This window comes from Pseudomonas sp. NBRC 111133 (assembly GCF_001320605.1).
In the GTDB taxonomy this organism is placed as follows: Bacteria; Pseudomonadota; Gammaproteobacteria; order Pseudomonadales; family Pseudomonadaceae; genus Aquipseudomonas; species Aquipseudomonas monteilii.
Window position 1 is genome coordinate 59,083 of sequence record NZ_BCBJ01000062.1, and the last position, 14,287, is coordinate 73,369.

Sequence of the window (14,287 nt, forward strand, 5' to 3'; positions counted from 1 at the left end):
TGGCTAGCCTTATTCCACCGTACCCCAGAGACCGATAAGCGTTTGGCTAGTGCCATGATGCTCTCATTCGCTACAAGCTGTGTGAGCTCGCCATAACATGCCCCCGCGCGCATGAGAGAGATTTTCCATGCCTGTATTTCAGACATGTGGGGCTGAGACACACGAATTACCTCTTTGTGCCCTGAGCGGACGAAATGGATCTCATACTGGCTATCCATGCATGCGTCCTTCACCATTCAACCAATTCCTACGTTCCGACGTTACAGATCAGAGTCGATAGCGGCCATTTGCCTTAATTAATGGCGGATATTGAAATTTTCTATAAGTTGCTGTTCGCGTTGTCAGATGTGACCTCCCAAGCGGGGTAAGTGTCGTGACCAACCGCAAAGACTAGGTCAGCGTGGCTTATTGGCGTTAACGTGTCCTGTGGACGCGCTTGGTAACGGTAGAGTGTGATTCGGTAGATCAGCCGCTAGGGGCTGAGATTCTACAATGTCTTCAGCTAGGTGGGGAACTTATGATCTGTCCTAGCATTACTAGAAACCGGAAAAATACAACGACGTGCCACGTCAAGGAGCTTTAATGTTGTGTTCAAGCGCCAGCGAATATTTTTGAGCCCAGGCTTAAGGGCGGGGACACCAAGCCCCGGGTGTACTTATCTAAAAGCCTGGGCTCCGACGGCGTGCGGAAGGAGCATGACAATCCGTTGTAGCTAGTTTAGATAATCTGTATGTTGGTCCTGTATTTGCGGCCTTTTATGTCCAAGCACATCCCGACTTGCGTGCCTCATTCGACCCAACCTATTGCGGTATTAGAAGCGACATCAGACTCATCCAGCTTCGAAGCAAACATGCTCACAGCCTCAACGGCATCACTCGTTCCAGTGCGGATTTGAAGAATTACGAGGCCGGCCTGATCTGCTAGCGTGACACCTCGCTGCGCTCCATCTTGGGTTGCACTCATACTGGTTACAGCGTCTCTGGTTTCAGAAAGTATCTTGCTGATTAGATCGGCAATTTCGGCTGTTGATCGACTTGTTCGTCCTGCCAGTTGTCGCACCTCATCGGCAACCACGGCAAATCCTCTTCCTTGTTCGCCTGCTCTGGCAGCCTCAATGGCTGCGTTTAGGGCAAGTAAATTGGTTTGATCGGCGATGCCTCGGATGGTGTTGACGATGGCAGTGATTTGTTCAGAGCGATCACCCAATTGTCCTACCAGCCGTGCCGAAGTACCAATGTTCTCTGCAATCAGGCGCATCTCTCTTGCCGTCTGTTGAATAACTTCAGCGCCTTGTCCGGCGACCTTTTCGGTTTCGGTGGAGATATGGTACGCCCGCGATGCGCTGCGTGAATCCTCTTCAAATCGCTCAACTCGTTCGGTGATGTCACTGGCAAACTTTACGATTTTTCCCAATTTTCCATCGGCGTCGTAGACAGGGTTGTAGGTCGCTTCCAGCCAGACAACCCTGCCGTGTTTACCGATGCGCTTGAACTGGCCGCTGAAAAATTCACCTGTATTCAAACGACGCCAGAATTCGCCATACTCGTTGCTGTTAACTAAACTGGGCTCACAAAACAATCGGTGGTGTGTGCCCTTCAGCTCCTTGGCGGTGTAACCCATTGTATTAAGGAAATTGTCGTTTGCAGTCAGAACATTCCCGTTCAAATCAAACTCAATCACTGACATGGCGCGATCCAGCGCTGCCAGCTTCGCACGTGATTCCGTATCCTTAGTCACCTGTTGGGTAACGTCCAGCGCGTACTTGACCACCTTGAAGACCTCCCCGCGCTCATCCTTCACGGGGTTATAGCTAGCTTCCAGCCAGATACTCCGCCCTTTCCCGCTGAAGCGTTGAAACGTTCCTGACACAAATGTTCCCGCTCGCAGTTGACTCCAAAAATCGTTGTACTCAGCACTGCGCACCAAGGCGGGGGAGCAGAAATCACGGTGCGACATGCTTGACACTTGATCTGCTCGGTAACCCATGGCATTGAGAAAATTGTCGTTGGCTCGCAGAACCTTGCCATCCAGACTGAACTCGACTATCGCCATTGAACGGTCTAAAGCAGCAATCAACCCTTTGTAAGCAGCAACCTCTGATGTCCTGGCTGCCAATTCACGTTTCAGCGCCCGATTGAACATGACATTACTCCAGAATGTAGATTGGCTTACGGTCTGATTTGGCGGTTAGCAATGAAACCTTTATGTGACGTCACCCACCTCACTGCACGGGGTATTCGTTACTCGGTAGGGAAACCTGAATAGACTTCAGTGATTTTGTCGAGGTAGCAGCCAATCGGCATGACTACAATCAATGTATTTAAGCCGCTCTAACAGGTCGAAAAACTCCTGCTCACCGCTGAGTATGCGCGTAAAGGCAGCACACTGACAGACAAGCGAATCCAGCAACAATCGCTGCTCTAATGCAGTGCTGCACTCTATAACGCCCGAAAGAATGAGCGCGTATGCACGCTCCGCATGAATGCTGGGCTTGGTCGCATTTTCGGCATGATCCATACCGGCACCTCCATGGTTGCTTGAGCCACCGTCGAAAGCGAATGGTGGCGACCCGCAGGGGTGAGAAACCGGCAAGAGTCCACCGGCCAGGCGCGAACGCCTGCCCTGCGGACCGCCATAACGCGACCCGCAGACTCTTGATCGGGTTCTCACACCCGGCGCCGATGAGCGGCGCATGGCAAGGATTGCACAAGGCCAATTGCCTGGGCAACTAAAAGCTTGAAATCTCAAGGTTATACTTGGTGATGCAGCCCATCTTTGTCGTTCCAAGTGGTATGTACAGCAGGCAGGGTACTCGCTTGCATTGAATCGTCCGGGAGCTTGTCGAGACTTTCGAATGGCTGGGCTTGGCCACTTGGAATTTTTAAGGAGGGAGAGGGGCGTTAGCAGCTACTCAAAGATATTTTTTGAATGTCGCCGCAGTGATTGCCACCATACATCCAAAAAACGCAGCACATGGCAGCAACACCCAGTTGGGATTGAGCGACCAGGGGAGGGAAAGGTAGATCATCCAGGGGGTGACGATCAGGGGGAGCAGTGCCCGTTTCGCTCGGTGGTAGACGAAGCTGCTCTCACGGCCTGCCCCAAACTTACGCAGATCGCGGCGCATCAATCCGTCGACCGCGCCGGTGATTGCAGCCATTAGGAACAGTGGCATGGCCAGCGTAAGGACGGCCACGCGAACTATAAATGTGAGGACGGTGAATAGGGCTGCCAGCAGATACTCCTGTACCGCAACGTATGCCTGAGCAAGCTCCCCCTTTAGCGACGTCTCGCGGCTGAACAGCTGCAGTTGGGCGTCGGATCGAGCCCATCCAGAGCGAGCCCAGACCCAGTCATTCAGATGCTCAAGAATGTTGGCGATCGCTTGCGCTGGATCTTGTACGAGCAGCGATCGCTTGAAGTGGTCGCTGAGCCAGCCCAGTTCACGGACCCACATCGCATGGCTGTGATGCCAACCTTGCTCTGGCCAGAACCACAGCATACCCACAAGCTCTAGCCCGATGGAAAATAACAGCGAAGCAAACAACAGGCCGAGCATACATAGGCACAACTCGACGATGCCGATGATGAGTCCTGGGCGTCGCGGTGCTGGACGAGGGATGGCTGTGGTGGTGGGCATAGGAACTCCAAATAATCGGCTGTCGGCGCGAGGCTCATGCGGCACGTCTGCGCCCAGGTGGTGGTATCTCGGGATCAAAATCGATCGTAGGCGCACCGCCTGAGCTGCTCCACCAACTCCCCGCATTGGCGTTGTATGACTCGCGCATGCGCGCAGCCAGGGTCTGCAGATCCGCAGGCATCGCATCGTCGCTGGCTGGCTTCGGTAGTGGCATGCGCACCTTCCACAGCTGGCCGCCTTCCTGTAACGAGAACATCTGCCCCTTGGGCAAGGCGATAATGTGCGCCGGTTCGATCAGCGGTACCGCAGTGGTGGTGACCCGGTCCTGCGAGGACGAAGTGAAGTCGGTTCGCGCATCAGGATCTGCGGTGTCCGTCGCCCCGGACACCAGGGTGCGTGTCTGCACGTTGACCTTGGGCAACTGATTGGTCAACAGTTCCGCGGTCGCGGTTTCCCGTACGCGCAGCATCTGCAAGGTGTTGAAGTTGCCGATGACCTGGCCAGCTTTGGCCCGGTTGCCGATCCGTGCCTCGATGTCGCTCAAGGTCTGGGTGTAGGCGGTGACTTGGATACCGGCACCGCCACCCTTGTTGATCAGCGGGATAAACTCGTCGCCCATCAACTCGTTGAACTCGTCGGCGTGCAGGTTGATCGGCACCTTGTCTGCTGCGCTGGAGGAGCCTGGCAAGCCGTGGTCGATGCCGTGCTTGTAGATGTGGCCAGCGACAGAGACCAGGTCGGCGAACATCGAGTTGCCGACGGCGGCAGCCACTTCGGCATCCGACAACGCATCCAGGCCAACGTAGACGATGCCGCGTTTGCGGATGACCTGTAGCCAGTCGAAGATCGGCCGCGGGTCCTCCAGGTCGGAATAGTTCGGTGCCAGCAGCTGCGCGGTCTTGCCGCTGGTGAGCTTTTCCAGCAGCGGCAGCAGCGACGCCACGATCTTGTCGAAGTAGGTGCGGTCGTAACGCACGGCCGAGCGCAGGCCGTCCATGACGGGGTCGAAAATACGCTTGGCGCTCAGGTACTGCTCAATGGCAACGACGCGCTTTTCCCGGCCAACCATGTGCCGCGGAATGTTCTTCTCGTTTAGGCGGCCTTCGATCTGCACGATCGCTTCCCAGGCCTGAGGATCATGGCGGGCGAAGAAGTGTTGGGCGTACTCGATGAACAGTGCATCGATGTTCACCACATGGCGCTGGATCTGCAGGTAGTCCGGACGCCGGCCAAGTTCGATCAGCGCCCGGGCGATGATGTTGACGAAGCGCCAGGCGAACTCGCGGAAGGCCGCCGAATTGCCCTCGCCACTCAGCTGGCCGGCGATCCGGGTGGCCACCTCCGAAATCCGCCCGAAGCGGCCGATGGCGTTGTAGCGTGCGGAGATCTCCGGCCAGCCTAGGTGGAACACATAGAACTCGTGCTCACGGCCGGCGCGACGGGCCTCGACGTACATGCGCTTGAGCAGGTCGGCATCGCCCTTGGGGTCGAAGACGATGACCACTTCCCGGCTCGGTCGATGGATGTCCTGGGTGATATACACCTCGGCTAGGCGCGTCTTGCCCACCCGTGTGGTGCCCAGCACCAGGGTATGGCCGACGCGCTCGCCGAGCGGCAGGCTGGCTTCCTGTTCCTTCGGTTCGACGCCGTGCAGCAATGGCGAGCCACCCACCGGCGGCAGAGGACGTACCGGGTTGAACGGGCTGTCCCAGGCGGTCAGGCGAGGCAGCAGCGACAGCCCCGGCGGTGCCTTCTCCAGCAGCTGTTCCATCCGTCGCGCCCACAGGTGGGCAGCCGACTGGTTGACGTAGTGGGCCAGCGCCGGGTCCTGAGCTTCGAGCAGGCGCTGTGTGTGCAGGCGCGTCCAGCGGAAGCCGCGGCCCATGAACAGGCGCTTGCCGCTCACCGGAATCTGCCGGCTGGTCAGCGAGTAACGCGGCAGGCGGCGGATATTGCGCCGGTAGCGCAGGACGATCCGCGCCTCATTGAGCCGCTTCAGACCGAACGCGGTGTACGCCAGGGCCATGCCAGCCCCCACCTCAGGCGACAGGGCCACGGCCCAGGGCGAGTGCAGGCACAGCGCACCGGCGCCGGCGCAGATGCCCACGGTGTAAAGTTCCACCGCCGGGCGCAGCAGGGATTCCATCGCGTGCTCGGCCATGAGGTGTCCTCACTGTTCCAAGCCGGTGGGCGTGATCAGCACCGGGTAGTGCTCCAGCTCCAACCGCTCGGCGATGTCGTCACCGCTGACCGGCCAGATGTTCAGCTCGGGCGCAGTCATCTGGATGCGGCGCAGCGCCCGCACGTCGTCCACATCAACCGCCAACCCATTAGCGCCCAAGTCTTGTAGCGCCTGGGCGTGCCGCGACAGCCACTCCAGGGAAGTAGTGTCCTGCCCAACCATAAATAGCGGCGTCATGCTGGGAAGGCTCAATGCCCTGGGCGGCACGATTCCGGGCGAGAGGCGAGCGCTGCGCACCGGCAGCACCCAGTTCAGCGTGGTGGGGGCGGGCAGACTGCTGGGCTCAGCGCTCGCGGCAAACGACAGCCAAGGGCAGAGGGCCAGGGCCACCAAGCGCAAGCAGCTCATGGCAGCGACCCTCCTGGTGCAGCCGCGATTGACTGGACGCGTTGCCAATGACGGCTGAATTGCCGGCGATAGCGCGCCGCAGGATCACCACCGGCAGGCCGATGATAGCGGCCGGCAGCGACAACCCAGTCACCGGTGTCGGCATAGTGCGCGCGCAACAGTTCGGCGGTGACCGCGAGGTTGGCGCGGGGATCGAGGGCATCGCAGGCGCTCGGGTAGCGGTCGGGGTGATATCCCAGGTTGGTCTGTCCCAGCCCGACATCGATACGCTTGGGATCGTGGCGACTGAGTGCTTCTCTGAGTGCGGCACACGCCTCGTCGCGTCGAGCAAACCGCAGCGGTGACCCAGCGACATTCAGGGTCCAGGGCCAGGGCATGAGGTGACCGCGCAGCGGCGTGCCACTTTCCTGCAGAGCAATGGCGAACAGCACCGAGGCGGGGATACCGGCACGCGCGGCCGCCATTTGATACGCCGGCGGCGGCAAGGTACCTGCGTGAGCGGCGGTGGCGCCGACCATCGCCAGGGCGAGAATCAGTCGAGGCGCTGCCATTTTCCATCCACCTGCTGGTAGCGGGCTGGCAGGGGCCGGCTGGCACCCAATGCAAACCAGCGGCCGCGGTCATGGTTCAAGGTGACCTGGCCGCCGCTGACTTGGGCGACAGTGATGCCTGCGCCCTGCGCCCATTGGCGCAATCGCGTGTCGTTGCCTTGGCTGCCGACCAGGTACACATCCAGCCGCGCACCGGCCTGTAGCCATCGCTGGAGGCTGCTCACACAGGCTGTGCAGTGCTCTTCCACGAACAGTGCCGTGCGGCTGCGGCTTGAAGGGCCAGCATCATCGCTCATCCCCTGCACGGGCTGCAGCCCCGGAAACAGCCGTGCCCAGGCTGCGGTGTAGGCTTTTTGGTAGGCCAGTTCGCGCTCGGCACGCCTAGCTTCCAGACGGACCTGCAGCTCGGCGTAGCGCTGCCGGTCCTGATCCGAGTTGGCCTCGACACCCAGGGTGGTGAGCGGGTCAAGTTGCGGCGACCAGTAATGGCGGGGACCGGTCTGCAGGCGCTCAAAGGTGGCCCATTCGTCATCTGTCAGGCCCCAGGCCTTGGCTTGGTCAGCTGCAGACGCCTGCCGCACCAGCGGCGACTGCTCGCTGAACTGCACCTGAGCGTCGGCATGCTTGGGGACGCTCGAGCCCTGATCGGAGAACACGTAAGCCGGCAGCAGGATGAGCGCAACAGCGGAATACCTAGTCACGTTCACCTCCTCACGGGATGGGCAGGATGCGATCGCCATGGCCAGGGACGTGGAACACGGCCTGGCCCTCGCGAATCGCCCGCAGTTGCCAGCCGTTCAAGCTGTCACCGGGCTGGAGCAGATGCACGGTGGACAGTGCATGGGCGCCGGCAGGCAACGCGGTCACGAACCTGATGGTGCCGCGCGTCTCGATACCCTGCAGGGTGAAAGGCGGCTGCAGCGCCTTGATTATTGGTTTTTCGCGGATGGAGGCAGATTGGGATGCGGCGGTAGCTTCTGGCACCTTAGGCCCGGTCGACAGCTTCTCAAGTGCCGCTTCTGCCACGCCCATGCGTTGCGCCAGGGCAGTCAGATCGGCTCTGCTCGGTCCTGGCGGTAGCGCTTGCAGGACCCTGACGGAGGTCGCCAGCTCGTCGAGTTGCTGGCCGAGCGTTGTCTGCGCACTGGTGTGCTGGTGCTGGGCGTCTTTCAGGGCCGCGACCTGTGGCGACAGCGTGGACAGCGTGGTGTGCAATTCGCCGATGTCGCGACGCAGTGACGGGCTGGGGTCGTCCGGCGCATTGCGCGCTGCAGTCTGCAGTTCAGCCAGTTGCTGATGCTGGTTGTAGCTTTCAGCCGCGAGGACGGCAGCACCCAGGCACAGCACGCCGATCACCAAGGCCTGAAAATGGTGAACCTTCATGGTGCGGTCTCCAGTGTCGAGAAGGGTGGTTCGGGCGTGGGCAGGCGCAGGGCGTAGCACACGATCCGCTCGACCGGATCAATATCGAGTCGCCAGGCGGGGCCGCCAATGATGGTCAAGGCATCCAACAGCGAGATCGGCCCGAGGTCGTGATGCACGGCCGGCAAGGGGCGGCGGAACAACCGCGTCACGGCAGGGTTGTCGGGACAGAGGGAGTAGCCCGAGTGCTGCAGCACGTGGTGCAGCGCTTCACCGACCGTTGCGTGCAGCGCGGGCACGATCTGGACGTTGATCAGCTGATACAGCGGTTGGCGCTGCTCCAGTGTTGGCTGGGTGCTGGCCAGGGTGTAGCGGTCCTGTCGGACCCAGGCGGGTACCGGGGACATTGGCTTGGCCACTGAGGCCGGGGCGGGTGTGGGTGGTGCAGGGGCGGGCGCCGGTGGCGGCGTGCTGCAGCCCAGCAACGAGAACATCAGTCCGAGCAAGAATAACGTGGGGGTATGCATGACCAGGTCTCGACAAAAGATGCCGACACCATGGCGAAATCCAGAGCGTGCCCCCACTGAAAAACCGAATTTCGCCGACCGGATTATGCTGGCGTGACCATGAAAAAAAGGCGCCCAGGGGGCGCCTTGAGGTCAGTCTTCGGTGAACAGGGGGAGCTCGGGCAGCGAGGTAGCATCGGGGTCAAAGATCAACAGGCGGGTGTCGGCCTCACCGGCCAGCAACAGCAGGCGCCGCAGCACCGGTGGTACATGATCTGCGCGCAGGCGTGCAGTCACTTCCTCGGCGCTGCAGTAGCTGCCGCCCGCGGCGATGTTTTTGAGCCACGGCGTCGAGTACAGCTTGCAGCCCACCGCGTTGTTGCTGCTCAGCTCGAAGCACTCGAAGTAACCCGACGGTGAGCGGCACCAGGCGCACACCTGCAGGAACTGGAACTCATCTGCTGGTAGGTGCGCACTGCTGATTTCCCAGTTGCGGCTGTAGTGCCCGGTGGCGAATGACAGCTGCTCAATCAAGTGCTGTGCAGCTTCTTCGCTGGGGAGATCGCTGACGTGTTGGCGGCGGCCATGGTGCACACCTGTGACCTGATAGAGCACCTGGCTGACGATGCCGTCGGCAGGGCACGGCATACGGACAAACTCGGGCACGCTTTCGCCGTCGGTGATCACCGCGAAGTCATCATCGAACAGGCACGGCTGGAAATTGATGCCGTCATCCGGCAGGTCATGCAGCGCAGGGTGAAGGGATCGGTAGCAGGGCGGGCAATCGTCGGCGTAGCTGATCTGTACCACGCGTTCGTAACTCAGGTCCTGGAAGCCGCGGAGGAATGGATTGCGAAGAGGTGTGGACATGATGGCGCTCCGAAAATGTGAAGGTCACCCCGTACAGGCGGTGACCCTTCAAGTGGTGGGTGTGGTCAGATCCAGCCGTAATCGGCCAACGACAGCGGCGTGCCTTCACCCACGATGATGTGGTCCAGCACACGCACCTCAACCAGGGCCAAGGCCTCGATCAAGCGGTTGGTGAGCACCCGATCAGCGCCGCTTGGTTCCGAGCAGCCGGAGGGATGGTTGTGGCTGAAAATCACCGCAGCAGCGTTGTGCTCGAGTGCTTTGACGACCACCTGGCGCGGGTACACGGAGGCACCGTCGATGCTGCCGGTGAAGAGGATGTCGAAGCTCAGCACGCGGTGCTGCGAGTCCAGGCAGAGCAGCGCAAACACCTCATGGTGATAGGGTGCCAGCTGCAATTTCAGATAGGACGCTGCATCGCACGGTGAGATCAGTTGCTCGCCGCGCTGGAAATAACGTTGATCCAGCAACTCCAGCGCTTCGGTCAGTAGCGCATCCTCGCGGGCACGCTGGGCCAATGCAGGTTTGAGTCGCTCGACCCGGTTGTGGGCAGTGTTCATGGGCAATTCCTCGTGGGAGGCGGAGCGCCCCCTGGGGGAGTGCCCCAGGCTGGTGAGAGAGGTGAGTCACAGACGTGTAAAACGATGACGCGCACCGTGCAGCGGGCTGTGGCAGACCTCGCACGGGTGGGTGGAAAAGGCCTGAATGCCTGCGCCGCTGTGCGGATCGAAATCGGCGCTCAGGGGCAGCAAGGCCTGCAGTTCGATGCGCAAATGGGTGATGCGTTGTTCAACTTCAGCCCCGCTGTAGTAGAGCGACAGCGCGCTGAAGTCGTCGTAGGCAATCGCCTGCAGGCAGTCCTCACAGAGCCAGAAGCTCTCCATGGTGACCTCCGACATAGGTGAGTTACAGACGCTCGCGAGAGCGCCTGTAAGTGGGAGTCAAACTGCCTCAGGCAGACTGACGGGCTGCGGTGGGTTTGCGCGCGGCGGTCGGAGTTCGCTGACCCTGATCGGAGTCACCGTCAGTGTCTGCCTTATCTCCATCCGTCTCCGCGTGCTCAGCTCCCTCAGCAGCGGCGGCAGCGTCGGTGCGGGCGGGCGCACGGTAGCTGAACTGGCCATCGACCTTGATCCACTCGATGAAGATCAGTCGGCCTTTGAGGCTGGCGCCGGGTTGTCCCTTGCGTTCGCCTTTCTCATACAGGAACGGATCGACCCAAAGATCGCCGATGCGAAACGCGATGAGGACCTTGCGTTTCGCGCGGACGTCTTCCAAGTGCTCACGGATCAGCCTATCGGCTTCGCCGCCGGCGACCTTGCAATCGAAGCGGGTGTACTCGACGTCGTCCGAGGCACCGTGCAAGGCAGCGATGTCACAGGCCATGAACGCTTGTCCGCGGCGGACCGGGACTTCGCGAACACGGTTCAGATAACCAATGCCTTGGGTGTGCAGATTGAAGTAGGTGGTGGGGGCGTTATTACTTGCATTAGTCATGGTGGAGCTCCTGTTCAGCAGAAACGCGGACATCCACCGGCCCTGGCGGCTGGTGAGTTCCGCAAGGGAGAGGTGCAAAAACGTGATCGGTGTAGAGGGCGCTCATCACCGACGGATCGGCGACCGTGCGAGCTGCCGAGCGCGAGTCGCACTTGGGGAGAACCACCCGAAGCGGGCGCAGCCTTGAAGGTCCTGGCTACCTGGGTGCTGTCAACGACAGCGGAGTGCAACTCATCTATAAAACGCTGCAAAAGGCGCGTCAACCGGACATTGCAGGCAGTCTGGGCGAGCGGAAGTGGGTGGTTCTCAGTGGATTAATGACGGCGAAAAAATAGCCTGACGGTCATCAGGCTAAGAGGAGAGGGACCACCTTTGACCCGGCGATGTGACACCGGAGTTCGTCGCTAAATCTCCGTTGCCGATCCACCTGGATCAACCGACCCTTGTCGTGGCCTGGGCCGGAACCAACTGGCACGCATCCGCGCACAAAAGGTGCCCAGTATTTCGCCGGCGGGCACCGGGGCTGAGCATCGTCGCCGAAGCGGATGACCCGTACGGCCTAGTGCAAGCTGCATGGGTCATCCGCCTAGAGGACTTGGAACGCTGAGAAGGCCTCCGAAGAGGTGGTGAGGGTGGCTCCGAACTCAATGAGTCTGACCGAACTGCCCGAAGCGAATCGGTCTGGGGTCGCCAAGCGGCGAGGGGCCTGATCACTACACCAGCGCTGCGGGGTGCCGTCAAGTCATGCTTTTTTTGCCCGCTTGGGTTTTGCCACCGGCTTTGTGCCCTTGCATTCCGGATAGCGGATGCAGGACCAGAAGGTGCCGCTACGGCCTTTGCGCTGACGCATGGCGCTGCGGCATACCGGACAATAAGGCCCCTTGCTGGGTGGTGTGCGCAGGGTGAGCGAGGCGTTACTGCGCACCAATCGGGTCAGCCACTCGGCCTGCTTGGCGAGAAAGCTCTCCACGCTCAACTGTCCCGACTCGATGCGGTCTAGTGCCTGTTCCCACAGCGCCGTCAGCACCGCGTCGGCCACTTCCGGCGGCACCGCTTCGATCAGGGTGTGGGCCGCGGCTGAGGCGGCCAGGCTGCGTTTCTTCTTGGACAGGTAACCATGGTCGATCAGGCCCTGGATGATCGCCGCGCGGGTGGCTTCGGTGCCGAGACCGCAGCTGTCTTTGAGCTTCTGCTTGAGTCGCGGATCGTTCACCTGGTTGGCGATAGTCTTCATCGCCTTGACCAGCGTGCCTTCGGTGTAGGCTTTCGGCGGCTGCGTGCGCTGGGCAATGGCAGCGGCGTCAGTCAGCGCCACCGAAACGGACTCGCGGAGTGTGGGCAAGCGCTGCGTCTGTTCGCCGGGCTCATTGCCGTGGGTTTCGTTGATCACCGCTTTCCAGCCGCGGGCTAGGATCTGCTTGCCGCGCGCGAGTAGTGGGTCGGCTTGGCACTGCAGCAGCACCTGGGTCTTCAGGTACTCATGCTCAGGGAGAAACTGCGCGAGGTAACGGGCGCGTATCAGTGCATAGACCGACCGTTCAGATTCGGAAAGCTGCGTCAGGTCGAGCGTGATCGCGGTAGGAATGATGGCGTGGTGCGCGGTGATCTTGCCGTTGTTCCAAGCACGAGAGCGCCGGCAAGGGTCGATCTCTTTAATCGCCTGCCCCAGTGAAGGGCTGGCGGCGACCAGGGCATGGAGGATGCGGGGCATGTCGTCGAACATGGTCTCGGGCAGGTAGCCGCAATCGGTTCGCGGATAAGTCGTGGCTTTGTGGGTTTCGTACAGGGCCTGGGCGATCCCCAAGGTTTCCTGGGCACCAAGCCCGAGTTTGGCCGAGCAGACCTCCTGCAGCGTGCCCAGGTCGAACGGCAGCGGCGGGCTCTCACGGACCTGTTCGACCTCGATACTCTGAACACAGGCCGTCCGTTGTTGGCACAGGCGCAGTGCGGTTTGCTTCGCGGCCGCTTCATCGAGGCAGCGGCCAGCGTCATCGCAGACCGTCGCTGGCGGTTGCCACTGAGCTTTAAAACTGACGCCGTCAGCCTCCAGCTGAGCGTCAACTCTCCAGAAGGGTTGCGGCACAAAGCTCGCAATCGCTCGGTCGCGCTCGACCACCAGGCGCAAGGTGGGGGTCTGTACGCGGCCCACCGGCAACAACCCATCGAAACCGGCACGGCGACCGAGGAGAGTAAACAGTCGGCTCAGGTTGATGCCCACCAACCAATCCGCGCGGGAGCGGGCCAGCGCACAGTGATACAGCGGCAAGGTCTGTTCTCCCGGGAGCAGGCTGGCCAGCGCCCGGCGAATCGAAGCCTCATCCAAGGCGGACAGCCACAGGCGCAGGATCGGCCCTTGGTACTGACAGCGCTCGAGAATCTCCCGTGCGATCATCTCACCCTCACGATCCGCATCGGTGGCGATGACTACTTCGGCACAGGTGCGCAGCAGTTGGCTGATCACCTTCAACTGGGCGGCAACCTTCGGCTTGGCCACCAGCTGCCAGCAGTCGGGAATGATCGGCAGATCGTCCAGCGACCAGCGTTTGTAAGCGCCATAGGCTTCAGGTGGGGCGGTTTCCAATAGGTGTCCAACGCACCAGGTGACGGTGACATTCGGGCCCTGCAGGCAGCCATCGCCCCGCCGGCTGGCCTGCAGCACCCGAGCGATGTCGCGGGCTTGAGATGGTTTCTCGCAAATGAACAAGCGCATACGCAGACCCTCTCGGTGGGTACCGACAGGGTGGGGGAATGGGAAGAGAACGCTAGGGTAAAGCCGAAATCGGCGAGATCAGTTCGCCGGCTGGTGCACACGTTACTTCCATTGAGCGAGATCGCTCGCCAGGATCTTCGGAAATTTCAGGGCGAATTGCTTATCGGGGGGCAGCTTCTTGATGATCTAAGTAATTTGGTGCCCAGGTCCTGAGGGTGGGGACTGATGGTCAGCAGCTCATCGGCCAGGCATCCTTACAGGTCGGCCAACTGCGGCAGTTTCGTCACGGAAAGGTCAACCAGTCCATTCGCCTCATGTGATTGATTACCCACCCCGAGATAAGAATGACTCAGAGAGATGCCCCTTATGAGGCATAGCACCAAAAACAAGCGTATGACCGACCCGTCCGCACTGAGGGATCTTGCACCGATCACACCAGAGTCAAGCAGATAAGCTAGCGATCAAGGCCTACGAGTTGTTCATGCCACCCATCTGGAACCCGACACTCCGCGAGTGCGAGTGGAGTTGATCGCCTGGATTCAGGAGATCCGGCGCACTAGC

14 protein-coding genes and 1 pseudogene are annotated in these 14,287 nt (G+C 60.7%); all 15 read right to left on the reverse strand.

Translation table 11 applies throughout. The features are described 5' to 3' along the window. Nucleotides 1-786: 786 nt before the first annotated feature. The gene (locus APH36_RS33180) at nt 787-1,383 is read right to left on the reverse strand and encodes a methyl-accepting chemotaxis protein (RefSeq protein WP_374754794.1); all 597 of its coding nucleotides are present in this window, start codon (nt 1,381-1,383) and stop codon (nt 787-789) included. Next, nucleotides 1,375-2,142: pseudogene (locus APH36_RS33185) on the reverse strand (PAS domain-containing protein); the annotation flags it as partial. The pseudogene APH36_RS33185 and the gene APH36_RS33180, both read right to left, overlap by 9 nt. A 126-nt stretch (nt 2,143-2,268) precedes the next feature. Further along, complete coding sequence (locus APH36_RS12855; protein WP_060498924.1) at nt 2,269-2,517, reverse strand: hypothetical protein; 249 nt, start codon at nt 2,515-2,517, stop codon at nt 2,269-2,271. 394 nt (nt 2,518-2,911) lie between these two features. Continuing rightward, on the reverse strand, nt 2,912-3,640 hold the full coding sequence (locus tag APH36_RS12860) for a TIGR03747 family integrating conjugative element membrane protein (protein WP_060498925.1): 729 nt from the start codon (nt 3,638-3,640) through the stop codon (nt 2,912-2,914). A 34-nt stretch (nt 3,641-3,674) separates the two neighbouring features. Continuing rightward, nucleotides 3,675-5,801, reverse strand: coding sequence for a type IV conjugative transfer system coupling protein TraD (traD, locus tag APH36_RS12865; protein ID WP_060498926.1), 2,127 nt, complete (start codon nt 5,799-5,801; stop codon nt 3,675-3,677). A gap of 9 nt (nt 5,802-5,810) precedes the next feature. Continuing rightward, nucleotides 5,811-6,230 (reverse strand): integrating conjugative element protein, encoded by a 420-nt coding sequence (locus tag APH36_RS12870; RefSeq protein WP_082426384.1) that lies wholly within the window; start codon nt 6,228-6,230, stop codon nt 5,811-5,813. After that, a complete protein-coding gene (locus APH36_RS12875) occupies nt 6,227-6,781 on the reverse strand; it encodes a transglycosylase (RefSeq protein WP_060498927.1) in 555 nt (184 codons plus the stop codon). The genes APH36_RS12870 and APH36_RS12875 overlap by 4 nt, the downstream gene beginning before the upstream one ends. After that, nucleotides 6,763-7,482 (reverse strand): TIGR03759 family integrating conjugative element protein, encoded by a 720-nt coding sequence (locus APH36_RS12880; RefSeq protein ID WP_060498928.1) that lies wholly within the window; start codon nt 7,480-7,482, stop codon nt 6,763-6,765. The genes APH36_RS12875 and APH36_RS12880 overlap by 19 nt, the downstream gene beginning before the upstream one ends. Nucleotides 7,483-7,492: 10 nt before the next feature. Continuing rightward, nucleotides 7,493-8,164, reverse strand: coding sequence for a hypothetical protein (locus APH36_RS12885; RefSeq protein ID WP_060498929.1), 672 nt, complete (start codon nt 8,162-8,164; stop codon nt 7,493-7,495). Continuing rightward, the gene (locus APH36_RS12890; RefSeq protein ID WP_082426386.1) at nt 8,161-8,670 is read right to left on the reverse strand and encodes a PilL N-terminal domain-containing protein; all 510 of its coding nucleotides are present in this window, start codon (nt 8,668-8,670) and stop codon (nt 8,161-8,163) included. Before APH36_RS12890 ends, APH36_RS12885 begins: the two co-directional genes overlap by 4 nt. A gap of 132 nt (nt 8,671-8,802) precedes the next feature. After that, complete coding sequence (locus APH36_RS12895) at nt 8,803-9,519, reverse strand: hypothetical protein (RefSeq protein ID WP_060498931.1); 717 nt, start codon at nt 9,517-9,519, stop codon at nt 8,803-8,805. A gap of 65 nt (nt 9,520-9,584) precedes the next feature. After that, on the reverse strand, nt 9,585-10,079 hold the full coding sequence (locus APH36_RS12900; protein ID WP_060498932.1) for a JAB domain-containing protein: 495 nt from the start codon (nt 10,077-10,079) through the stop codon (nt 9,585-9,587). 66 nt (nt 10,080-10,145) lie between these two features. Beyond that, nucleotides 10,146-10,403, reverse strand: coding sequence for a hypothetical protein (locus tag APH36_RS12905; RefSeq protein WP_060499045.1), 258 nt, complete (start codon nt 10,401-10,403; stop codon nt 10,146-10,148). Nucleotides 10,404-10,470: 67 nt separating this feature from the next. Then, a complete protein-coding gene (locus APH36_RS12910) occupies nt 10,471-11,016 on the reverse strand; it encodes an STY4534 family ICE replication protein (protein ID WP_060498933.1) in 546 nt (181 codons plus the stop codon). A gap of 742 nt (nt 11,017-11,758) precedes the next feature. Further along, nucleotides 11,759-13,726 carry a DNA topoisomerase III gene (locus APH36_RS12915; RefSeq protein WP_060498934.1) on the reverse strand — a complete coding sequence of 656 codons (1,968 nt, stop codon included), beginning with the start codon at nt 13,724-13,726 and terminating at the stop codon, nt 11,759-11,761. Nucleotides 13,727-14,287 lie beyond the last annotated feature (561 nt).

Coding starts and splice junctions, on each gene's coding strand:
- APH36_RS12855 (WP_060498924.1), bottom strand. CDS start 2,517: ATGGATCATGCCGAAAATGCGACCAAGCCCAGCATTCATGCGGAGCGT.
- APH36_RS12860 (WP_060498925.1), bottom strand. CDS start 3,640: ATGCCCACCACCACAGCCATCCCTCGTCCAGCACCGCGACGCCCAGGA.
- traD (WP_060498926.1), bottom strand. CDS start 5,801: ATGGCCGAGCACGCGATGGAATCCCTGCTGCGCCCGGCGGTGGAACTT.
- APH36_RS12870 (WP_082426384.1), bottom strand. CDS start 6,230: ATGAGCTGCTTGCGCTTGGTGGCCCTGGCCCTCTGCCCTTGGCTGTCG.
- APH36_RS12875 (WP_060498927.1), bottom strand. CDS start 6,781: ATGGCAGCGCCTCGACTGATTCTCGCCCTGGCGATGGTCGGCGCCACC.
- APH36_RS12885 (WP_060498929.1), bottom strand. CDS start 8,164: ATGAAGGTTCACCATTTTCAGGCCTTGGTGATCGGCGTGCTGTGCCTG.
- APH36_RS12890 (WP_082426386.1), bottom strand. CDS start 8,670: ATGCATACCCCCACGTTATTCTTGCTCGGACTGATGTTCTCGTTGCTG.
- APH36_RS12895 (WP_060498931.1), bottom strand. CDS start 9,519: ATGTCCACACCTCTTCGCAATCCATTCCTCCGCGGCTTCCAGGACCTG.
- APH36_RS12900 (WP_060498932.1), bottom strand. CDS start 10,079: ATGAACACTGCCCACAACCGGGTCGAGCGACTCAAACCTGCATTGGCC.
- APH36_RS12905 (WP_060499045.1), bottom strand. CDS start 10,403: ATGGAGAGCTTCTGGCTCTGTGAGGACTGCCTGCAGGCGATTGCCTAC.
- APH36_RS12910 (WP_060498933.1), bottom strand. CDS start 11,016: ATGACTAATGCAAGTAATAACGCCCCCACCACCTACTTCAATCTGCAC.
- APH36_RS12915 (WP_060498934.1), bottom strand. CDS start 13,726: ATGCGCTTGTTCATTTGCGAGAAACCATCTCAAGCCCGCGACATCGCT.